Source organism: Flavivirga abyssicola (genome assembly GCF_030540775.2).
Lineage (GTDB): Bacteria > Bacteroidota > Bacteroidia > Flavobacteriales > Flavobacteriaceae > Flavivirga > Flavivirga abyssicola.
In genome coordinates, this window is record NZ_CP141266.1 from 1,382,662 (window position 1) to 1,404,817 (window position 22,156).

Here is a 22,156-nt window from a genome sequence, read left to right on the forward strand (position 1 = left end):
ATCATGGTTTATTGTTTGTAATTGTATTCGTTTTCGCTTAATAGATTGCCATCTGCATCTTTTACGAACTCTAAACGATTGAAATCATCATATTCATAGTACATGGTATAGCCTTTGGGATCGGTGACGCTGGTTACTCCTATCAGGGGATCGTAAGTGTAGGTGGTGACCATGGCATCGGGCAACCCTGTCCTGATCTTATTCAGAGTAGTCATCATAGTATTTTGATTATACGTTCCGTTTTTAACCTCAGTCAATTCATTAGATGTTAAAGTAGCTATAGCTGATGCATATGTTGCGTTTTCTATCCTAGCAACAGGAAACTGTTCATTATAACCCCATATATAAACTATAGGCGTTCCATCTTTTTTGGAAACTTCCAAAGGTTTGCCTTGTGTATCGTAATTCTGATAAACAATTCTATCCTCCATCGGCAGAGATCTTTTTGAAATTTTGATTTTTTCAGGCATCACAATATCATCCTCTACAGTAGACGGAGAGTTTTGATGCCAAAGTTTATAATCGGTTGTACTTTTTGAAATCACAGTGCCATCTATTGCTATAGCAGTGGTAACTGGGCTCCCTACCATATTTTTGTCTATCATTTGCTGAGGAAAAACAACCCATGACGGCTTGGTTGCTGCTATAGGTAAATAAGAACTTGATAATGGATAATAGTAATATGTTGATTGCGTTTTATTATTTGAAAACACAGTACTCTTAGAATACAACTGAGTATTATCATATATATAATTTGTAGTAATAGAGATAGGATTATTTTCATCACCCGTATCATAAACTTTTTTAGTTGAAGAGTTTAAGTCTACAAAAGATGAAACTTCTGGATATAAACATACGGGGAAAGTAAAATTACCCAATGGGTGATAATAATTGCCACTTCCTCCATTTCCTCCAATTTGAGTTAGAATAAAAGGATACGGGATACCATACCACGCAGTATTAGATTGGTAAAGCTTATAATCAAAATTTGTGCTTTCTACTATCGAAAAATCACCTCCATAAAACTTATATATTTTTTCATTCTGTAAAAGTCCATTTAATGGTGAGCTAAGGCTAGGAAAATTTTGAGGTCCATGAGAATGCCCACCAAGACCACTATCGTCTATATAGTTATAATATTCAGAAACAATTTTGCCATTGGCTACGTTTAATGAATCTACGCTAGTTTCTGTGACAACACTATAACCTAACATTTTACCATTAGCAGAAGTAGAGAATGATTTTTTTGAAGTATTAGTTCTATAATACTTCAAAAAATCTGAGTAAAAGCTGGGGCTTCCAGGAGCACTTGGCATATAATTCTCCCGAACTTCATGAATCCAATAATTGTAAATGGGCTTATGTAATAGGACACCCGAAGGAATGGTTACGTCATTGTTATCGACTTTTGTGTAATTAAATAATTTGCGTTCAATTGTTGTACCATCATAATCTTTGTTTATAATTTCTGCAATTCTTACTCCCGGTCCAATTTCTGATCTATCATTATAGTCACGGTAATTGTATGATATCTTTGCCTTAGCTATACTAAGAACATTACCCGCTGTTTGTATCCATGTTGCAGGCTCATTACTACTATTCGCGTCAATCCTATCTTGTATATCATCAATGTCATTATGAGTTACAATAGTATATGTTCCCGCTGGTAGCGTAACAAAAATTTGGAATGAGCAGTTTTGTTCAGCTAAGGGACTACCATTGCCGCCAGGTTCTGTTTGAATTTCACAATAAGCATCTTCAGGAGCACTACTACTTCCACTTTGAAAATTCCACAATCCAGCATAACCCCCTCCATTTTTAGTTAAACTCACATATAAATCAGAAGATGAAAAGGAACTATTTCTACTTAAGAATAAAATATCTATTGCTGCTACTTTCTGTTCGGTTAAAGTAAAAGAGTTCGCTTCTTGGTAGTAAGTACTATTGTTGTAACCTCCACTGTATTCTGAGCTAGTAGTAACAGAAGTCTCTTTATTTACATAATCTACAGCATATTCATTAGGCTCATATTTAAACGTTGTACTTCCTTTAGTAGGGTAGGTAATTTTTTCTAAAAGACAGGCATCTACAACATTGGGGTTTGGCTCTACATCAGCTCCAGCATATGGTATATCTAAAATAGTCTGCTTAGGTAAGTAAGTGAAATTTCGTGTGTTATTAAAATATCCATATCTATCAACACTAAAAGATGTTTTGGGAGGGAGTTGTATGCTATTGTATTCAAATTCATGAATCTTAGGGGAAGCATTCAAGTTATTACCATATTCTTTAATTCTATCTAATCTTAACCTTTTAAGGTTAGTTTGAGAATCAAAGAAGAATAAAGAGGGAACATATGAGGGGTTTGAAGTATTAGCATCAAAATAAGAATATTCAAACTCGATTTTCTTGTGTAAAATTGATGTTCCCGAATTGGAATATCTATAAACTTCTATTGCTTCCAGTTTCTTAGCACCATTTCCTTTAATATCCTCTCTGGGATTAGAATTATCATTAACGATAAATTTTATGAAACCTTGAGTAAATTCTATTTTACTCAATACTGATTTTTGAGTCATAGATTGCGATTCAACAGAGGCGACACCAGAAGGTTGACTTCCAGAGTTACTCGTTTGCCCAGGAAAATAAACTTTACTCACCTTTGTTGAAACTGTTGAATAAGTTATATCGTTAAGTGTTGTATTTTCATAAAAAAAATCAACTTTATCTCCATTTTTTGAAGTAATATTAGTCATAAACCAATTCATTGGAAAATAACCAGTACTATTTCCTCCTGAACTCAACGTTGAACTTTGTTCTACACCTCCTAAATTATTTGAAAAGGACCTGTTACCGTACTTATAAATGGTTCCATCTGTATTCGTAATTTTAAAATATGCATTGTCCAACGTAGTACCCTCTTCAATTTTTACAAGACTTAACGATTTATTTACAAAATTGTAATTGTCTTTATTATAAAACTCTCCCGATCCTCCTGGAAAAGAATAGTTGAAGTGGTCTGCCTGAAAATTGAAATGATTGTATATCGCTGGATTAGCACCTGAACCTAAGAAATAAGATCCTATTTCAGATAAACTTTTATGACTTATCCCTCTAAATACTCTGGAAATACCATAAAGATTATAACTAGAATTGATTGATGAAGAAACAAATGTTTCAGGTAAGATGTTACTTTGTCCCCATTCCCCAAATGGAGTTCCAAAATTCCCTAGCTGGTCTGAACCTCCTCGAGGGTCTCTAGATATCATTCCTCCTGGAGTTAAAGACCAACCTAAGCCTACCCATGTAGCATCTTCTTGAACTTTAAACCCTCCTGCATGATAATTTAATGTAATAGGCACAGAAATATCACCTTCCACTATGGTATATAAAGGAATAGATATTTGTGGTACACCAGTATATTTGCTAACAGGTGTATTGCCATATTTTCCCAATGTAGCAGCTTCAGGTGTTGGAGTAATAATCTCTGGAAGTTCTTGTGCAATTGTTGGACTTATTATAAATAAAAAAATCAGATATAAAAAACGTATACTCATAATATTATGGTTTTTGTACGCTTTGAAATTAAGAACGTTTTATAAATTAAAAGTAAGGTTTTACCTTACTTTTAATAAGGTTTAAAAATATTTTACAAAAACCTGTAAATCAAATAATTAACTCAAGTTTCCTATTTCTAAATTAGGTGTTTCATTTGAAACGCCATTACAAAGAGAATGAGTTTTATGATAAAACCTTTGGTTGTTACCGCACAGATTCTTCTTGGCATAAGACTACATATCTGACTTATTGAGGTTTCAATGATTTTTCTCATAGTTTCCTTTATATAAGCCATATAAGGTTTATCTTTTCTTTTTGAATTGGATTTTCTAGTGATTTGTAAATGCACTTGCTCCACTTCTTCAAAAAGGTCTTCAATCTCATAATCTGTATAACCACTATCACCATACAGAGAACTCTCTGGTGGTAAATCGTGATGCATACGTTGTAAGATTTGAGAGTCGTGTTCTTTACCAGCAACAAAGTACATTTCTACAGGAATACCGTCTTTAGTCGTTACGAGTTGTACTTTAAGACCATAGAAATACTCTCTTTTTGAGGCATTATAGCCTCTGAACTGTTCATCTTGAAGTAACTTACAACGTTTTATCCTAATATTGTGACATACCTTGACAGGAAAAGAATCTATAATATATTCCATCTCACAATAGATATATTTGAAAACTCTTCCTATTTCAAAAAACAGTAATAACATTAAATCTTTGATTTTATGTAAGCGCTTAGTGAAGCCACTTTTACGAAGCGTATGAGAAAAGACATGACTTTTCATATAAGAAAGTGCCGAACTCTGATTGCCATTAAAGTACATTGCAGCAACAAGAGCTGTAGTCAATACTTGGCTATCACTAAATGTTCTACTGTTGTGTTCTTTATGGTTCATTTCTTTTAGAATATCGTCTATTATACAATAGATTCCTATAACTTTGTCTTGGAGCATTTTGAGTGATTTTTTTGTGTCGCAACTCAAAAATATCAAATCTTAATTTGCTCCTTATTTTAGGAAACTTGAGTTAATTAAATAAAAAACAAATTAACATATTTCAATCACAAACAATCATAAACAATTGAAATTCAATATTTTAAAGTTTTATGTTTTAATCAGAGTAGAAACCTTATCGAAAGTAAGGTAAAACCTTACTTTCTGTAAACAGAATACCATAAAAAGATATTAGAAAGATAGATAAGCTCATAATCTCTCAAAATCCATAAAAAAAACCTATAAACCCATATACTAATATAATGTTAGGTTATATGGTAATCCATGACTTATATTGTATATTTGTACTTTATTTAGAAACTGTCTTAATTAAATTATTGTGAACATATTTCTAAATCTAAACTAAAAAATAATATGATAAAAGTTTCTGAAACAGCTAAAAAGAAAGTTATTGAATTAATGACTGATGATGGCTACAATCCTTCTACAGACTACGTACGTGTAGGTGTTAAGAGTGGCGGTTGTTCCGGGCTGTCTTATGATCTGAAATTTGATAAAGAAAGTAAAGAAGACGATAAAGTATTTGAAGATAATAATGTGAAAATTATCGTTGATAAAAAAAGTTTTTTATACCTAATCGGAACAACACTTGAATATTCCGGAGGATTAAACGGAACAGGTTTCGTATTTAACAATCCTAACGCAAACCGCACTTGTGGTTGTGGAGAATCATTTTCACTTTAAAATTCAAAGTTTAAAGTTTTAAATTCAAAGTATGGCAACCGTTAAGCAGTTTGAAGATTTAGAGATTTGGAAGCTTGCAAGAATTTTGTGTGATGACATTAACAAATTAGCTTTGAGAACCGATTTAAGAACAGATTATAAACTATATGGACAAATAGATGGTTCATCAGGTTCAGTTATGGACAACATTGCTGAAGGATTTGAACGTAATGGAAATAGAGAATTTATTCAATTTTTATCAATAGCAAAAGCATCTTGTGGAGAAACAAGATCTCAATTATATAGAGTTTTTGATAGAAATTATACAACAAAAGAAGAATTTGAAAAGCTTAAAGAACAAACCATATCATTAAGTAAAATGATTGGAGCTTTTATGAATTATTTATTAAAAAGTGATTACAAAGGAAGCTAGTATAAAGATCAATACTTGTAACTTTGAATTTTTGAATAAGGAATTTTGAACTATGAAGTACACAGAGGACGATTTAAGGGAAGAACTTAAAACCAAAGAATACGAATATGGTTTTTATACTGATATAGAATCAGATACATTCCCTAATGGTTTAAATGAAGATATTGTACGTGCTATTTCCCAAAAGAAAGAAGAGCCACAATGGATGACCGATTGGAGATTAGAGGCCTTTCGCGTTTGGAAAGAAATGACAGAACCAGAATGGGCAAATGTACGTTATGAAAAACCAGATTTTCAAGGTATTTCATATTATTCTGCACCAAATAGCAAACCTAAATACGATAGTTTAGATGAAGTAGATCCTGAGTTATTAGCTACTTTTGAAAAACTGGGTATTTCTTTAGACGAGCAGAAAAAACTTGCCGGTGTTGCTATGGATGTCGTTGTAGATTCTGTTTCAGTAGCAACAACATTCAAGAAAACCTTAGGAGAAAAAGGTATTATATTTATGAGTATTTCTGAAGCTATAAAAGAGCATCCAGAATTGGTCAAAAAATATTTAGGGACTGTCGTGCCCCAAAAAGACAACTTTTATGCTGCTTTAAATAGTGCCGTGTTTAGTGATGGTTCTTTTTGCTACATCCCTAAAGGAGTAAAATGCCCAATGGAATTATCAACATACTTTAGAATCAACCAAGCAGGTACTGGGCAATTTGAAAGAACATTGGTAATTGCAGACGAAGGCAGTTATGTAAGTTACCTCGAAGGCTGTACAGCACCTAGTAGAGATGAAAACCAATTACACGCAGCTGTAGTCGAACTCATTGCTCTAGACGATGCTGAAATTAAATACTCAACAGTACAAAACTGGTACCCTGGCAACTCAGAGGGTAAAGGAGGCGTTTACAATTTTGTAACCAAGCGTGGTTTATGTGAGAAAAACGCAAAAATCTCTTGGACACAAGTTGAAACAGGTTCTGCTGTTACCTGGAAATACCCATCATGTATATTAAAAGGTGACAATTCTGTAGGAGAATTTTACTCTATAGCAGTAACAAACAATTACCAACAAGCTGATACCGGAACCAAAATGATTCATTTGGGAAAAAACACCAAATCAACTATCATTTCAAAAGGAATTTCAGCTGGAAAATCACAAAATAGTTATCGTGGATTAGTTCAAATTAATTCCAGAGCAGAAAACGCACGTAACTTTTCGCAATGCGACAGTTTACTCATGGGAAATGAATGTGGAGCACACACGTTTCCTTATATAGAAGCAAAAAATAAGTCCGCTAAAATAGAACACGAAGCAACCACTAGTAAAATTGGTGAAGATCAAATTTTCTATTGTAACCAACGTGGTATAGATACAGAAAAAGCTATTGCTCTTATTGTAAACGGGTTTAGTAAAGAAGTTTTAAATAAACTCCCTATGGAGTTTGCAGTAGAAGCTCAAAAATTATTAGAAATAAGTTTAGAAGGAAGTGTTGGGTAAAACAGTTTGCAGTATTCAGTCACAGTTTGCAGTTCGCTCACCTTAACTGAATATTCCAAAACCTTAAAGAATAATAAATAAGCTCTTGTTAAGTACTAAGATAAATTTTAACGAAATGTCACACTGAGCGCAGTCGAAGTGTCTTATCAAATTAAAACCAAATTTTATAATGAAAAAAGCATTTTTTATCGTAACAATTCTGACAATATTCGTAAGCTGTGAAAAAAGTGAAATAATAAAAGGTGAATTTGTTTATTATGACGGTGCTGCTGTATTACAAACTCAAAATGAGATTTATGGTGTTTTAATTACCGATAAAATGCATGAGTTAAACAAAAAAGCCGAAACTTTTAAATCGGAACCTACAGATATGGTTTCTGTTGAGATTAGAGGACGGATTACAAACCAAAAAGACGAAAAAATACTTTGGGAAAATAAAGTTGAAATTGTTGAAATTTTAGACGTAACAGCACCAAATAAAGAAGATAACGTTGTAAAACTAGTGAAGTAAATAAAAACTATGTTAAAAATTGATAATTTACACGCAAGTGTTGAAGATAAAAGCATTTTACAAGGTATTAACCTTGAAGTAAAAGCAGGAGAAGTACATGCCATCATGGGGCCTAACGGTTCTGGAAAAAGCACATTAGCTTCAGTGATTGCAGGAAAAGAAGAATATGAGGTAACTAAAGGCAATATTGAATTCAACGGTGAAGATATTGATGAATTAGCTGCCGAAGAACGTGCACACAAAGGCGTGTTTTTATCATTTCAATATCCTGTTGAAATCCCTGGTGTTTCTGTGACCAACTTCATGAAAACTGCTATTAATGAAACCAGAAAAGCCAAAGGATTAGAAGACATGCCTGCTAAAGACATGCTTAAATTAATTCGTGAAAAATCTGAGCTTTTAGAAATTGATAGAAAGTTTTTGTCTCGTTCATTAAACGAAGGGTTCTCAGGAGGAGAGAAAAAGCGTAATGAGATTTTTCAAATGGCTATGTTAGAACCAAAATTGGCAATTCTTGATGAAACCGATTCCGGTCTTGATATTGATGCTTTACGTATTGTTGCAAATGGTGTAAACAAACTTAAAAGCAAAGACAACGCTGTTGTTGTTATTACACACTACCAACGTTTATTAGACTATATCGTTCCTGATTTTGTGCACGTATTATACAATGGAAAAATTGTTAAATCTGGAACAAAAGAACTGGCTCATGAGCTTGAAGAAAAAGGTTACGATTGGATTAAAGAAGAGGTAAACGCATAGCTAGTCCGCAGTATTCAGTTAGCAGTTGGCAGTTTTGCTTACTCAAACCCTGATTACTCTTACTATTCTATTCAAAATAAAACAGTAATAAATTACACAGATTTGGTAACGCTTATGACTGCTTACTGAAGACTGATCACTGAAGACTGAGAAAATGGATTTAAAAGAAAAATTATTATCATCCTTTTTAGTATTTGAAAATCAAGTAGACATTGACACCTATGTGCACGATGTAAGAAACGATGCCATTAAAGTATTTGAAGAAAAAGGCTTTCCAACAAAAAAAGAAGAAGCCTGGAAATACACCTCTTTAAATAAAATATTAAAAGAAGATTATAGCGTATTCCCTCAACAAGAAAATGCTATAGAATATAAAGACATTAAAAAATATTTTATCCACGATATAGATACCTATAAAATTGTATTTATCGATGGTAAATATTCGTCTCACCTATCGCAAACCACCCATGATGGTATGGATGTTTGCTTAATGTCATCGGCACTTACAAAACCTAAGTATCGTATTTTAATTGAAAATTATTTCAACAAAGCAGCGACAAAAGATAGTCTATCATCATTAAACACAGCATTTTCAAGTGAAGGTGCCTACATTCATATTCCAAAAAATAAAATGGTTGAAAAACCAATTCAGATCTTGCATTTTTCAACAGGAAATGAATCCGCAACCATGTTACAACCTCGAAATTTAATCGTAGTTGATGAGAACTCACACATACAGATTATCGAGCGTCACCAAAATTTAAACGACAACCCAGTTCTTACGAATAGTGTTACCGAAATTTTCACAAATAAACGTGCCATTGTAGATTACTATAAAATTCAGAACGATAATTCTAACGCATCGTTAATAGATAATACGTTTATAAAACAAAAGAAAGAAAGTGTAGCATCTGTTCACACTTTTGCTTTTGGAGGGAAATTAACACGTAATAATTTAAACTTCTTTCAAGAAGGAGAACGTATTGATTCTATTCTAAAAGGGGTAACTATTATTGGTGAAAAACAACATGTAGACCATAATACATTAGTACATCATATAGAGCCTAATTGCGAAAGTCATCAAGACTATAAGGGTATTTTTGGAGAAAATTCAACAGGTGTTTTCAATGGGAAGATTATTGTTGAAAAAGAAGCTCAGAAAACCAATGCATTTCAGGCAAACAACAATATTTTAATAAGCGATAAAGCAACCATAAACACCAAGCCACAGCTCGAAATCTTTGCAGACGACGTTAAATGTTCGCATGGGTGTACCATCGGACAATTAGACGAAAGTGCTATGTTTTATATGCGTTCTCGTGGTATTCCAGAAAAAGAAGCCAAAGCACTTTTAATGTACGCTTTTAGTAATAACGTATTAAGTTCGGTTAAAATTCCAGAAATGAAACAACGTATTACAAAGATTATAGCGAATAAACTAGGTGTTAATATAGGATTCGATCTATAGTACAGCGTTATTTTCAGCATCCAAAACTATATAATAACCTAATGTCACTTTGAGCGCAGTCGAAAAGGCCTTTCCTAAGTAAATTAAAGACTTCAAATCGTAAACAGAATCAAAAACAATTATCGAGACTAAACAAAAAGCCATGTTCAACGTACAAGACATAAGAAAAGATTTCCCCATTCTTTCACGTAAAGTTAATGGTAAATCATTAGTGTATTTCGATAATGCAGCTACATCACAAACGCCACAACAAGTTATTGATGCCATCGTAGATTATTACTCAAACTACAATGCCAACATTCATCGTGGTGTACATACCTTAAGTCAGGAAGCAACCGATTTATACGAACAAGCACGTCATAAAATACAAGCTCACTTTAATGCTAAGTTTTCGCATGAAATTATACTAACATCCGGAACAACACATAGTATTAATTTAGTAGCAAACGGCTTCTCTTCACTCTTAAAAAAAGGAGATGAAGTTATGGTTTCTGCTTTAGAACATCATAGTAATATTGTACCATGGCAAATGCTTTGCGAACGCACTGGAAGCATTCTCAAAGTCATTCCTATGAATGAAGATGGAGAATTGGTGATGAGCGACTTCGACAATTTACTATCCGAAAACACAAAACTTGTTTTTGTAAATCATATTTCAAATGCTTTAGGAACCATTAATCCTATTGAATATATTATAGAAAAAGCACATCAAGTTGGTGCAGCCGTTTTAATTGATGGCGCCCAGGCATGTCCACATATAAAACCAGATGTGCAAGCTTTAGATGTTGACTTTTATGTAGCATCAGCACATAAAATGTGTGGTCCAACTGGTGTTGGTATGTTGTATGGAAAAGAAGCATGGCTTAAAAAATTACCCCCATATCAAGGAGGAGGAGAAATGATTGCCGAAGTAACATTTGAGAAAACGACCTATGCCGATTTACCTCATAAGTTCGAAGCTGGCACACCAAATATTGCTGGAGGTATTGTTTTTGGAGCCGCTATAGATTACATGAATGGTATTGGATTTGACACAATAGCAGCTTACGAAAACGACTTGTTAGATTATGCTACAGAAAAATTATTGGCTATAGATGGTTTGAAAATATATGGAACCTCTAAAAACAAAACCTCTGTAATTTCTTTTAATTTAGAGAATATACACCCCTACGATGTTGGTACTATTTTAGATAAATTAGGAATCGCCGTTCGTACAGGACACCATTGTGCGCAACCTATTATGGATTTTTATAAAATTCCAGGAACTGTTCGAGCCTCTTTTTCTTTTTACAATACCAAGGAAGAGATTGATATATTAGTTGAAGGTGTAAGAAAAGCAAAAATGATGCTCTCTTAAATCCTGGCTTCTTTTTTGTAATACGCTTATAAAAATTAAACCCTATGAAATGTCTTTTTATACTGCTGTCTCTTGTTTTTGTCGACAACCGTTGTTCAGAATCTAAAATAGATCAAGAAGCTATTTCATTTGAATATTCAGCCCAATCGAGAGCTTTTTACAAAAACATTAAAATCAACAAAAAGAATGTTTTCGTTGGAGACAAAAGAGACACGACACCTACATCTAAAACATGTAGCGAAGCACATTGGAACATGTTATTAGAAGCACTTAAGCTTATTAATGTTGAAAATATATCGACTCTAAAAGCACCTTCCGAAGATCGCTTTTTTGACGGAGCAGCTATCGCAAGATTAAAAGTAATTTACAATGGCACCACTTATGAAACACAAGCTTTCGATCATGGAAATCCGCCAGAAGAAATAAAAGGACTTGTTAAAGAAATACTATCTATTTCAGAAAACATTGAATAGAAAACTTTCTTGTTGTATTTTTGTATTATAACAATATGTCAGATCGAGCGCAGTCGAGATCTATTAAAAAAACACTTTTATTAAAACGACCTCTCGACTGCGCTTGGGGAGACAAATTAAAATTGTAACTAGTGACTATTGAAGACATACAAAACGAAATTATAGACGAATTCTCAATGTTTGATGATTGGGAAGAACGTTATCAATATATGATTGATTTAGGTAAAGATTTACCTTTAATCGAAGAACAATACAAAACGGAGAGCAACATTATTAAAGGTTGCCAAAGTAAAGTTTGGGTACATGCCGAAATGAAAGACGATAAAATAGCTTTTACAGCAGATAGTGATGCTATTATCACAAAAGGCATCATCGCTATTTTAATACGTACTTTTTCAGATCAGCACCCAAAAGATATTATTGACGCGGACACTGATTTTATCGATAAAATTGGTTTAAAAGAACATTTGTCTCCCACAAGAGCCAATGGATTGGTAAGCATGGTAAAACAACTTAAAATGTACGCCATAGCGTACCAAACACAGTTAAACTAGTTTATAGGTTTAACAGTTTATTTCGCAAACAACTCTTAAACCTATAAACCCATAAACTTTTATAAAAATGAGCGAAACAACAATAGATACCAATGCCCTAGGCGAAAAAATAGTAAATGTCTTAAAAACCATTTATGACCCTGAAATACCAGTTGATATTTACGAATTAGGTTTAATTTACGATGTATTTGTTAATGAAGATTACGATGTAAAAATCCTAATGACCTTAACGACACCTAACTGTCCGGTAGCAGAAACACTACCATTGGAAGTTGAAGAAAAGGTAAAATCTTTAAACGATGTAAAAAGTGCCGAAGTTGAAATTACATTCGATCCACCTTGGACTCAGGAATTAATGAGCGAAGAAGCTAAACTGGAATTGGGAATGCTTTAAACTCAGTTAGCAGTCTCAGTGTTCAGTATGCAGTTGCAGCGTTCCGTGATCAATGCAACAGATAAAAAATCAAATAACTTAATAGCTTATATTTTTTGAAAGACGAGATTATAAATCGCGTAGCGAATAGCAAGTTAATAACTATCGACCTAGAAGATTATTATCCTGAAGGACAACGTGTGCTTTTCGATATTAAAGACTGGTTGTTTGATGGTTTCGTATTGCGTGAAAAAGACTTTAGGCGCCAAGCATTAGAGTTTGATTGGAGTCAATATCAAGATAGCTATATTGCTTTAACATGCAGTAGCGATGCCATTATTCCAGGATGGGCATATATGCTTCTTAGCATTCACTTAGAACCCTTTGCAAAAAAGGTCGTTATTGGTGATTTAGAAACACTGGAATCTTCTATTTATCAAGACATTTTAAACCAACTTGATATTACCGAATTTAAAGACAAACCTGTCATTATAAAAGGGTGTTCCAAAAAACCAGTGCCACAAAACGCTTACATTATGCTTGCTAATAAACTAAAGCCCTATGTAAAATCTATTATGTATGGAGAAGCTTGCTCTTCTGTCCCACTATACAAAAACAAATAACTTAACCTGTGACCAAATTGCAAAAAAGTGTCTAACTATTAATTCAAAATTTTAATAAACTAAACATGAAAAACCTATCATTATTATTTATTTTTTTTATTGGAATCACTTCAATATATGCACAAGAAACTTTAGAAGAATTAAAAGCAATTCAAGGCTCCAAAAAAGATTCTATTGCAGCAATTCAAGGACGTGTTGATGCCATACAGGCAAAAATTGATGCTTTACCTGGATGGAAAAAAGGTGCTTTTGGTACTATTGGTGGTAGTATATCTAGTTTTGAAAACTGGTATGCGCAAGGAACTCCAAATAACAATTCAGGAAACATTGGTTTTACTGTAAATGCTTTTGCTAATTTAAATAAAGAAAAATTCTTTTGGAGAAATGGTATTAATGTAAACTTATCTTGGGTAAAATTAGACGATAAAGACGATCCCACAGATAGTGACTCCTTTCAGGAAGCAACAGATGTTTTTAACATTACCTCTTTATATGGATATAAACTGAGTGATAAATTTGCACTTTCCGGATTGGGTGAATACAGAACGACTATATTAAGTAATTTTAACGATCCTGGGTACTTAGATTTAGGTGTTGGTGTTACCTGGACACCAATAAAAGATATGGTTGTGGTAGTACACCCTGGAAACTACAACTTTGTTTTTAGTAAAGAAGACACCGTTTTTGAATCTTCTTTAGGAGCTAAAATCCTTGTTGATTATACTAGGCAAATAAAAGCCATTAGTTTTAAAACAAATCTTTCAATGTTCCAAAGTTATGAAAGTTCAAACTTATCAAACTGGACATGGACAAACTCTTTTGGCTATAGCTTATGGAAAATGATCGGTGTTGGTTTTGATTTTGGCTTAAGAAGCAATAAACAAGAAGCACTTAATTATGCTTTGGCACAAACACCCCCTACTGCAACTTCTTTTGAAGATGTTGATAATGACTTACAAAGTTATTGGATGTTTGGACTAAACTACAAGTTCTAAAAGCTACCTAAGCAAATATCATATATAGAAAAAATGCGCTTTTTAAAATAAAAAGCGCATTTTTTTGTGTTATAGTATGCATTGGTTTTTCTTAAAAACCGAGCACCAAACCAAGAAGACAAAGACTACATTTTATTCATTTATTTCCTACTTAATTAATCATTTTGTCGTATTTTTTTGCATTTAATCGATATAATTTTATATATTGCATTTAAATTTGAAAGAAAAATCAATCCAATTAAGTGAGAGATTATGGTAAAATCGGATTATAAATACATTGATTTAGATGTACTAAAAGAAAGTACTTTTAATGATGATTTCATTATTAAAGAAATAATGGAGCTATTTCTTGAACTTATAGATGAATACATAGAAGTTTTAACATCTCAGTTTCCAAAAAGAAAATGGGATTTACTTTTTCAAGCCACCCATAAGATAAAACCGAACATAAGCATGTTTGGCATCTTTAAATTAGAATCGATAATACTTCAATTAGAGTCTAATTTTAAAAACAAACAAAACTTAGACACTACCGCACCACTTGTTAATGAATGTTTAACTCTTTTTAAAGAAGTAAAAAGAGAAATAATAACCGAACTTAAATCAATCAATAATGACTAAAAAGAAAATTGTTTTAGCAGAAGACAACTCTACACTTTCATTGTTATTGAAATTTAGATTGGAGAAAGAGGGATACGAATTATTTATGGCAGAAGACGGTAGGACAGCTCTGGATTTAATCGAAAAAGAAACACCAGATTTAGTTTTAACAGACATTATGATGCCGTTTGTTAGCGGGCTGGAGGTAATAAGTCATGTCCGCTTAAAATTAGATTCGGATACACCTATTATTGTATTCTCATCTGCTGGTCAAGAAGAAATGGTTATCAAGGCTTTTAATCTGGGAGCCAACGATTTTATGGGCAAACCATTTAGTCCTAATGAATTAATAATTAGAGTAAAAAGGCTTTTAAACTAATTCGTGTTTTATATGGAAGCTTATCAATATCTTATTGATCATTTCAATGAAGCCCCGCTCTTAATACAAATAGCTTGGGCAATGAGTTGTACATTACTTTTGGCCATAGTTGTTCTTACCTTATACTTAAAACTAATTCGTGCTGCACTAAGAAAAAAAAATATAGAAACTGCCAAGTTTAGAGAAGATTACGAATCGACATTAATTGAATATTTGTATTCCGGTGCTGAAGATGGAGACATTACCGATCATCAAATAGCCATAATAGAAAAGCTAAAAGCTTCAGTACATGTAAAATCAAAACGTAAAATAATCATTTCCATTTTATATAATTTAATGAATGAAGTTTCTGGGGAAATGTCCGATTCCATTAAATTACTTTATTTCAAAACGGGGCTCTATAATTATGCTTTGGCGCGTTTAGAAAATAAAAATTGGTACATCATAGCCAAAGGCATCGGAGAACTAACCCGTTTTAAAATTGAAGAAGCACATGATCTTGTAGAACCATTTATTAAGCACCCAAGACTTGAGGTTAGAAAAGAAACCCAATTATACATGGTTAATATGTTTCGGTTTAATGGGCTTTCTTTTTTAGACGAACTTAAAACCCCATTATCTGAATGGGCACAGGTACAATTACTGGAAACACTTCAGAAGTTTGACGATCAACAAATTTGCGATATTAAACCCTGGTTAAAATCTTCAAATCATACAGTCGTTTTATTTGCCCTAAAACTAGCCAAGATGTATAACCAATTTGAAGTTAAAGATACTTTAATGGAGTTGTTATCTCACTCAATAAAAAAGATTAGAGTTAGAGCTATTGAAGTATTAACAAGCCTATATGGAATAGAAGCAAAAGAAATGCTAAAAGCTAATTTTAACGAACTAAGTTTAGAAGAACAAATTAGTTTTTTTGGTTTACTCGAAAAATTAGTGGTTCCATCTGACGAACCTTTTATTGAAAAACATCTTTTTCATAAAAATTTCGAAATACAATTGCTGGCACTTAAAATATTAAAATCTATCAACCTAGATAAATTTATGGGGCTTAGCAGATCCCCTAAAAGCATAGGTAATAAAAAGATATTAAAATTTGTAACTAACACTTAATTATGGATACTAGTACAGTTAAAATAATTTTACAAATACTGCACTACCTGTTTTTTGGGTACGCATTTGCTGCAATTACCTCTTATATCATTCTATCGGTAATCTCTGGTAAAGAAACCATAGAATATCTTAAAAAAAATAGTTTTGTTAACTATAAAGACATCTTATCTTCCACTATGTCCCCCTCTATAACCATAATTGCACCAGCATATAATGAGAGTTTAAATGTTGTTGAAAATGTAAGGTCGCTATTATCCAATCATTATGTTAATTACAATGTAATTATTATTAACGATGGTAGTACAGATAACAGTTTAGAAAAACTCATTGAGGCTTACGATTTAGAGAAGGTTGATTTTATAATTAATGAAAAAATTAAAACCCAATCCTTGCGTGCTGGTGTATTTAAATCTAAAAACCCTGCCTTCGAAAAGTTGATGGTCGTCGATAAAAAAAACGGAGGGAAAGCAGATGCCTTAAACATGGGGTTAAATATTAGTAAAAGTAAGTACGTAGCCTGTATAGATGTAGACTGTTTACTGTTAGAAAATGCCCTTCAAAAAATGATTAAACCTTTTTTAGAAGAAACCGATGCTAAAGTTATCGCTACAGGAGGCGTTATTCGTATTGCTAACTCTTGTATTATTAGAGGCGGTAAATTAATTGATGTTAATCTACCCAAAGCACTTTTGGTACAATCACAAATATTAGAATATTTAAGAGCCTTTTTATTAGGCAGAATGGCATGGAGCCGATTAAACGGTTTATTAGTAATATCTGGTGCTTTTGGCATATTTGATAAAGAAATAGCTATTGCCGTGGGAGGTTACGATACTCAAACCGTGGGAGAAGACATGGAAATTATTGTACGTATGCGACGCTATATGGAAGAGAAAAATGAAAAATATAAAGTGTCTTATATTCCTGATCCGCTATGCTGGACAGAAGCTCCCGATAATTATAAAATATTTATTTCCCAACGCAATAGATGGACACGTGGCACTATAGAAACACTAAAAAAACATCGGAAAATTGGTTTCAACAGAAACTATGGTTCCTTTGGCATGCTAAGCTATCCATATTGGCTAATATTTGAACGTCTTGCTCCTATAATAGAAACTGTAGGTATTATTTATTTTGCCATTCTGGTTATTCTTAAAGAAGTACGATGGGAATACGCACTGTCATTTCTCATGCTCGCCTATATCTTTTCTGTGCTATTTTCGATAATAGCACTTTACTCTGAAGAGTTAACATTCCATCAATACAAAAAGAAAGGCACAGGTTACAAATTAGTTTTACTAACAGCACTTGAGCCCTTTGTTTTACATCCATTTATTCTATATGCAGCCATAAAAGGGAATTACGATTACTACTTTAATAAGAAAAAGAAATGGGGCGTTATGCAACGAAAAGGTCTAACCTCATCATAGTTTAAAAACACAAGTACTTATGACATTTAATATCGAAAAAGAAGCCATAAATAAATACGTGTATTTAACTATATCATTAATTGGTGCGTTGTGGTTTGTAAGTTTATTTGAGCTTTTTGCTGTAAAAACATCTGAAACTAATATTTTTTTAGCCTCAATTTATAAGCTTGTTAATGATTTTTGGAGTGGTTTAATTATAGGCACTTTACTACTTCCTCTTTTTTTATTATTAAACTCATTAATAAAAAAGGAAGCCATTATCATAACAAAAGTATTGTTTATTTTATTTGTAATTATTCAATTTTCACTTGTAAAATATAGCTTAACAACCAATTTAAATTTAGGAGTCGACATTTTAGGATATTCATTTAATGATGCTTTTAGCACCGTTTCAGTATCAGAATCAATTTCTTTTACTTATTTTTTTCCATTCATAATATTCCCTTTATTCTTCTTATTGTTATATAAATATATTAACAATACTATAATCAAAAGAAAGTTAATAGGCGTAGGTATTTTATCAATACTGTTATTAGGGTGCTTAAAATTAATTATCCCCACAGCATCGAGTAAACCACATCAAAATAAAATTTCTTTTTTAGTAAACGATATTATAAAATTTCAACGTGAAAAGAGCAAATTAAATAGTTCCGAATTTGCAAACAGAACTGATTACCCATTATTAAAATCAGCTAATAGTCCCAAAGATGTACTATCGCCGTTCTTAACATTTAAAGAAGATAAACCTAACATCGTATTCATTGTAGTAGAAGGATTGGGAAGCGAATTTGTAGATGGAAATGAATATAGCGGTTTTACTCCATATTTAGATTCGCTAATATCAAAATCATTGTACTGGAAAAATTTTGTAAGCACCACGGGAAGATCATTCGGGATCTTACCCTCTTTGTTTGGGTCTTTACCTTATGGTGAAACAGGTTTTTTAGATGTAACAAAAACACCTTCGCACATATCACTTATTAGCGTCCTAAAAGCAAATGGATATAAAACGTCTTATTATTCTGGAGGACCATCTAGTTTTGACCGAAAAATTAATTTTTTAGAGTATAATGGTATTGAAACCCTCGTAGACGAAAATAAATACGGCCCTTCTTTTGAAAAAACAAAAGGTAACGATGGTGGTTTTTCTTGGGGATATCCAGATAGTGAAATCTTTAGAAAAGCATTAACATCTTTTCAAATAGAAAAGCAACCACGCTTAGATATCGTTATGACACTTTCTACGCATGAGCCATTTGAATTCCCTAAAAAAGAAGAATATATGGCTAAAGTTGATAAACTATTAACATCTTCTGATGAGTTAGAATCTGTAAAAAACCAGATAAATGATCATAAAGATATTTTTGGATGCCTGCTTTATACCGATAATGCCATAAAAGAATTTATGCATGGTTACGAACAACGTCCAGATTATTCAAATACCATCTTTATCATAACTGGAGATCATAGGCTGATTCCAATCACTCAAAAAGACAAACTTTGCAGGTTTCATGTTCCTTTTTTAATATACAGTCCACTATTAAAAAAAGCCGATACATTTAAATCTGTATCATCCCATTGGGATGTAACTCCAAGTGTTTTAAACACCTTAATAAAAAACTTTAAATTCAAACCATTAGATAAAACACCTTGGGTTGGAAATGGATTAGACACTACCAGACATTTTAGGAATATTCATAAAATACCTTTAATGCGTTATAAAGGAAGCATTAATGATTTTATATACAAAGACTATTTATATTCTGATGGAGAACTATTCAAAATAAATGAAAATTTTGGAACCTATAAAGTAAATGAAGAAGCCATAGTAAAAACCATGACCGATTCTTTATTGGCCTTTAAGAGGATGAATGCTTATGTTACACAACAGAATAAAATTTTCCCAGACTCACTTAATATTTATGTAACCCCAAAAACAGAATTCTCTCCAGAGCAATTAGCTACAATTAACGAACATACCAAAGGAAAAACATACGATGAAATGCTATTTATCGCCAGAGATTTATCATTTAAAAAACAATACGAAATAGCTCGCTTACTTTGTGATTATATACTCAATGAATACCCAAATTACACAGATGCCAGAATATTAAAAGGGCGGTCCTTAGCTTGGGAAAGACACTATGAAGAATCAGAAAAAGTATTACTAAATGCTATTAAAAGATCACCTTATTATGATGATGCCTATTTAGCAATTCTGGATATGTACTGGTGGTCTGGACAGGATGATAAATCCGTACAGATATTCAACCAGGCCAAAAAGAATGATGTGTTAAATGCGGACATTCCTTTTAAAATGGCTAAAGCATATCAGCGGTTAGACCATAAAGCGTTTGCTATTAAATTAATGGACAGTATTATTAAAATTCATCCAAATAATTCTGATTATCTGGCATTTAAAAAAGGCTTAAAATAAAGACCATTTAAAACTATGAACAAGTATATGTTTATCATATTAATGTCTATACATTTTGGTTCTTTTGGGCAGCAAAAAGTCTTTAAGGGAGATCCCGATAATGCTTTTAAAGTAGCAAGAGACCTCGCTTTTAACAAACAAAGAAAGGAGTCACAAGATAGTTTGCTACTCATATTAACCAAATACCCCGACTATCATGACATCCGTTCATTTTTAGCAAGCACATATTCCTGGGATGGCCATTATAAAAAAGCCAAAGAAGCGTTCAATTACGTATTAAAAAAATCGCCAGATAGATTAGATACCTGGAAAGCTGCTATTAAGAATGAATTATGGAGTGCTGCGCCATATAGTGCTTTAGAAATGGTAAAAAAAGCCTTAACGCATTTTCCTGAAAATTCAGAAATTTTATACTTAAAAGCAAGTGCAGAAGATGCTTCAAATAACCCTGAAGAAGCTCTGGCAACTATAAAAACCATTTTAAAAAACGACTCCAAACACGAAAAAGCCATCGCTTACAAAGCAAGCCTAACAACTAAATTAAGCCTAAATACTATCGGATTAAAAGCGTCAGTGGATTTATATTCACAGGTCTTTGATCCCATGCAGTTTTATTTAATAAAATATGCCCGAGCTACTAAATACGGAAGCATTCATACCAAAATTAATTTTAACAGGCGTTTTCAATCTAATGGTGTTCAGTTTGAAGTTGATATGTATCCCAGAATAGTTAACGGTTTATATGCTTATTTAAATTTTGGAGTGGCTAATTCATTTTTATTTCCAGATGTAAGGTATGGCGCAGAATTATATAAATCGTTGCCAAAAAGCTTTGAAGCTTCATTAGGTTTTAGAGCTTTAAAATTTAGTTCGACAACCACCATATACACAGGCTCTATTGGCTGGTATCAAAAAAATAATTATTGGGCATTTAGAGCTTATGTAACACCTGGCGAACCTAAAGCGAGTAAATCTGGAACGCTTAGTTTTAGAAAATACAGAAGAGATGTTAATAATTATTTTAGTGTTGATGTTGGTGCAGGTTTTTCACCCGAAGAAAACAGGTTTAATTTCGGAGGTAATGAAGATGCCATTATTAATCTGCAATCCCAAAAGTTTAATTTAGGATATTATTTTTCTTCAAAAAACAACCATAATCTTTGGGGGGCTCAGGCAGGAATAGCCCATCAGGAAATTAGCTTTAATCCAGGTACTTATTTCTGGATTTATTCGTTTTCATTATCTTGGGACTTATTATTTAAGTAATAAATTTCAATCAAAAATCAATAAAATTAGATGAATCAAAAACTTAAAACATCTATTGCATTTGCAAAAAACTTATTAGTTACTGGTGCTATATCTGAAACCAGTAGACAGGTTGAAATTGATATTTGTAAACACATTCCAACAGAAGACAATAAAGTTATTGTTGAATTTGGAATGGGACACGGTAATATTACTCAGGAAATATTAAATACCATGGCGCCAACATCAAAACTATATGCTTTTGAGGTAAAAGAAAGTTTCTGTGATCATGTAAAAAGAAACATAACGGATAATAGATTAGTTATTGTTAATGATGGCGCTCAAAACTTAAAAAGACATGTAAAAGAAAATGTAAATGCTGTAATTTCATCTATTCCATTTTCTTTTTTCAGTAAAGAAAAAGGCTTGGCTATTATACAGGATGCTTATGATCTTTTAGAAAATAATGCCTATTACAGTCAGGTTTTATATACCAAATTCAACTTCAAGAAATTTCAGCAAATATTTGAAGCGTGTGAAATGACTTCAAATAAAAACTTTATAACGGAATATATTTATCATTGTAGAAAGGTCAGGAATTAAAATGCTATTCGCGTGTTATTCAGAGCACAGCTAAGAATCTCATTGCGTCAAAGCTTA

General features: G+C 32.5%; 21 protein-coding genes. 19 read left to right on the plus strand and 2 right to left on the minus strand.

The window, feature by feature from the left end:
- Positions 1-8 precede the first annotated feature (8 nt).
- Both Q4Q34_RS05710 and Q4Q34_RS05715 read right to left on the minus strand, forming a co-directional pair.
- On the minus strand, positions 9-3,557 hold the full coding sequence (locus Q4Q34_RS05710) for an RHS repeat protein (protein WP_303318946.1): 3,549 nt from the start codon (positions 3,555-3,557) through the stop codon (positions 9-11).
- Positions 3,558-3,694: 137 nt separating this feature from the next.
- Entirely contained in the window at positions 3,695-4,516 is an 822-nt protein-coding gene (locus Q4Q34_RS05715; protein WP_330444595.1) for an IS982 family transposase, read from the minus strand.
- 414 nt (positions 4,517-4,930) lie between these two features.
- Here Q4Q34_RS05715 and Q4Q34_RS05720 point away from each other — a divergent pair, with 414 nt between their 5' ends.
- The 19 genes from Q4Q34_RS05720 to Q4Q34_RS05810 all read left to right on the plus strand — a co-directional run bounded on the left by Q4Q34_RS05720 (position 4,931) and on the right by Q4Q34_RS05810 (position 22,099).
- Positions 4,931-5,260, plus strand: coding sequence for a HesB/IscA family protein (locus Q4Q34_RS05720; protein WP_303305822.1), 330 nt, complete (start codon positions 4,931-4,933; stop codon positions 5,258-5,260).
- Between the two features lie 31 nt (positions 5,261-5,291).
- Positions 5,292-5,672, plus strand: coding sequence for a four helix bundle protein (locus tag Q4Q34_RS05725; RefSeq protein WP_303316303.1), 381 nt, complete (start codon positions 5,292-5,294; stop codon positions 5,670-5,672).
- A gap of 52 nt (positions 5,673-5,724) precedes the next feature.
- Entirely contained in the window at positions 5,725-7,170 is a 1,446-nt protein-coding gene (gene sufB / locus Q4Q34_RS05730) for a Fe-S cluster assembly protein SufB (RefSeq protein ID WP_303316304.1), read from the plus strand.
- Between the two features lie 169 nt (positions 7,171-7,339).
- Positions 7,340-7,681 carry a hypothetical protein gene (locus Q4Q34_RS05735; RefSeq protein ID WP_303316305.1) on the plus strand — a complete coding sequence of 114 codons (342 nt, stop codon included), beginning with the start codon at positions 7,340-7,342 and terminating at the stop codon, positions 7,679-7,681.
- A 9-nt stretch (positions 7,682-7,690) separates the two neighbouring features.
- Positions 7,691-8,443 carry a Fe-S cluster assembly ATPase SufC gene (sufC, locus tag Q4Q34_RS05740; RefSeq protein WP_303316306.1) on the plus strand — a complete coding sequence of 251 codons (753 nt, stop codon included), beginning with the start codon at positions 7,691-7,693 and terminating at the stop codon, positions 8,441-8,443.
- Positions 8,444-8,597: 154 nt separating this feature from the next.
- Entirely contained in the window at positions 8,598-9,911 is a 1,314-nt protein-coding gene (sufD, locus tag Q4Q34_RS05745; RefSeq protein ID WP_303316307.1) for a Fe-S cluster assembly protein SufD, read from the plus strand.
- Between the two features lie 142 nt (positions 9,912-10,053).
- Positions 10,054-11,268 carry an aminotransferase class V-fold PLP-dependent enzyme gene (locus Q4Q34_RS05750; protein ID WP_303316308.1) on the plus strand — a complete coding sequence of 405 codons (1,215 nt, stop codon included), beginning with the start codon at positions 10,054-10,056 and terminating at the stop codon, positions 11,266-11,268.
- Between the two features lie 44 nt (positions 11,269-11,312).
- Positions 11,313-11,741: a hypothetical protein gene (locus tag Q4Q34_RS05755; RefSeq protein ID WP_303316309.1), complete on the plus strand. Its 429-nt coding sequence runs from the start codon at positions 11,313-11,315 to the stop codon at positions 11,739-11,741.
- Between the two features lie 131 nt (positions 11,742-11,872).
- Positions 11,873-12,295: a SufE family protein gene (locus tag Q4Q34_RS05760; RefSeq protein WP_303316310.1), complete on the plus strand. Its 423-nt coding sequence runs from the start codon at positions 11,873-11,875 to the stop codon at positions 12,293-12,295.
- 67 nt (positions 12,296-12,362) lie between these two features.
- Entirely contained in the window at positions 12,363-12,689 is a 327-nt protein-coding gene (locus Q4Q34_RS05765; RefSeq protein ID WP_102756453.1) for an SUF system Fe-S cluster assembly protein, read from the plus strand.
- Between the two features lie 95 nt (positions 12,690-12,784).
- Positions 12,785-13,291, plus strand: coding sequence for a DUF2480 family protein (locus tag Q4Q34_RS05770; RefSeq protein ID WP_303316311.1), 507 nt, complete (start codon positions 12,785-12,787; stop codon positions 13,289-13,291).
- A gap of 65 nt (positions 13,292-13,356) precedes the next feature.
- Positions 13,357-14,286 (plus strand): DUF3078 domain-containing protein, encoded by a 930-nt coding sequence (locus tag Q4Q34_RS05775; protein WP_303316312.1) that lies wholly within the window; start codon positions 13,357-13,359, stop codon positions 14,284-14,286.
- Between the two features lie 252 nt (positions 14,287-14,538).
- Positions 14,539-14,907, plus strand: a complete 369-nt coding sequence (locus Q4Q34_RS05780) for an Hpt domain-containing protein (RefSeq protein WP_303316313.1) — start codon at positions 14,539-14,541, stop codon at positions 14,905-14,907.
- Positions 14,900-15,265 (plus strand): response regulator transcription factor, encoded by a 366-nt coding sequence (locus tag Q4Q34_RS05785; protein ID WP_303316314.1) that lies wholly within the window; start codon positions 14,900-14,902, stop codon positions 15,263-15,265. The genes Q4Q34_RS05780 and Q4Q34_RS05785 overlap by 8 nt, the downstream gene beginning before the upstream one ends.
- A gap of 12 nt (positions 15,266-15,277) precedes the next feature.
- Positions 15,278-16,381 carry a hypothetical protein gene (locus Q4Q34_RS05790; protein WP_303316315.1) on the plus strand — a complete coding sequence of 368 codons (1,104 nt, stop codon included), beginning with the start codon at positions 15,278-15,280 and terminating at the stop codon, positions 16,379-16,381.
- 2 nt (positions 16,382-16,383) lie between these two features.
- On the plus strand, positions 16,384-17,814 hold the full coding sequence (locus Q4Q34_RS05795) for a glycosyltransferase family 2 protein (protein WP_303316316.1): 1,431 nt from the start codon (positions 16,384-16,386) through the stop codon (positions 17,812-17,814).
- A gap of 19 nt (positions 17,815-17,833) precedes the next feature.
- A complete protein-coding gene (locus tag Q4Q34_RS05800) occupies positions 17,834-20,251 on the plus strand; it encodes a sulfatase-like hydrolase/transferase (RefSeq protein WP_303316317.1) in 2,418 nt (805 codons plus the stop codon).
- Between the two features lie 15 nt (positions 20,252-20,266).
- A complete protein-coding gene (locus Q4Q34_RS05805) occupies positions 20,267-21,517 on the plus strand; it encodes a YaiO family outer membrane beta-barrel protein (RefSeq protein WP_303316318.1) in 1,251 nt (416 codons plus the stop codon).
- Positions 21,518-21,547: 30 nt separating this feature from the next.
- Positions 21,548-22,099 (plus strand): class I SAM-dependent methyltransferase, encoded by a 552-nt coding sequence (locus Q4Q34_RS05810; RefSeq protein WP_303316319.1) that lies wholly within the window; start codon positions 21,548-21,550, stop codon positions 22,097-22,099.
- The last annotated feature ends 57 nt before the right edge of the window (positions 22,100-22,156 follow it).

Coding starts and splice junctions, on each gene's coding strand:
- Q4Q34_RS05775 (WP_303316312.1), top strand. CDS start 13,357: ATGAAAAACCTATCATTATTATTTATTTTTTTTATTGGAATCACTTCA.
- Q4Q34_RS05800 (WP_303316317.1), top strand. CDS start 17,834: ATGACATTTAATATCGAAAAAGAAGCCATAAATAAATACGTGTATTTA.
- Q4Q34_RS05750 (WP_303316308.1), top strand. CDS start 10,054: ATGTTCAACGTACAAGACATAAGAAAAGATTTCCCCATTCTTTCACGT.
- Q4Q34_RS05715 (WP_330444595.1), bottom strand. CDS start 4,516: ATGCTCCAAGACAAAGTTATAGGAATCTATTGTATAATAGACGATATT.
- Q4Q34_RS05785 (WP_303316314.1), top strand. CDS start 14,900: ATGACTAAAAAGAAAATTGTTTTAGCAGAAGACAACTCTACACTTTCA.
- Q4Q34_RS05720 (WP_303305822.1), top strand. CDS start 4,931: ATGATAAAAGTTTCTGAAACAGCTAAAAAGAAAGTTATTGAATTAATG.
- Q4Q34_RS05780 (WP_303316313.1), top strand. CDS start 14,539: ATGGTAAAATCGGATTATAAATACATTGATTTAGATGTACTAAAAGAA.
- sufD (WP_303316307.1), top strand. CDS start 8,598: ATGGATTTAAAAGAAAAATTATTATCATCCTTTTTAGTATTTGAAAAT.
- Q4Q34_RS05805 (WP_303316318.1), top strand. CDS start 20,267: ATGAACAAGTATATGTTTATCATATTAATGTCTATACATTTTGGTTCT.
- sufB (WP_303316304.1), top strand. CDS start 5,725: ATGAAGTACACAGAGGACGATTTAAGGGAAGAACTTAAAACCAAAGAA.
- Q4Q34_RS05735 (WP_303316305.1), top strand. CDS start 7,340: ATGAAAAAAGCATTTTTTATCGTAACAATTCTGACAATATTCGTAAGC.
- Q4Q34_RS05755 (WP_303316309.1), top strand. CDS start 11,313: ATGAAATGTCTTTTTATACTGCTGTCTCTTGTTTTTGTCGACAACCGT.
- Q4Q34_RS05710 (WP_303318946.1), bottom strand. CDS start 3,557: ATGAGTATACGTTTTTTATATCTGATTTTTTTATTTATAATAAGTCCA.
- sufC (WP_303316306.1), top strand. CDS start 7,691: ATGTTAAAAATTGATAATTTACACGCAAGTGTTGAAGATAAAAGCATT.
- Q4Q34_RS05790 (WP_303316315.1), top strand. CDS start 15,278: ATGGAAGCTTATCAATATCTTATTGATCATTTCAATGAAGCCCCGCTC.
- Q4Q34_RS05725 (WP_303316303.1), top strand. CDS start 5,292: ATGGCAACCGTTAAGCAGTTTGAAGATTTAGAGATTTGGAAGCTTGCA.
- Q4Q34_RS05795 (WP_303316316.1), top strand. CDS start 16,384: ATGGATACTAGTACAGTTAAAATAATTTTACAAATACTGCACTACCTG.
- Q4Q34_RS05765 (WP_102756453.1), top strand. CDS start 12,363: ATGAGCGAAACAACAATAGATACCAATGCCCTAGGCGAAAAAATAGTA.
- Q4Q34_RS05810 (WP_303316319.1), top strand. CDS start 21,548: ATGAATCAAAAACTTAAAACATCTATTGCATTTGCAAAAAACTTATTA.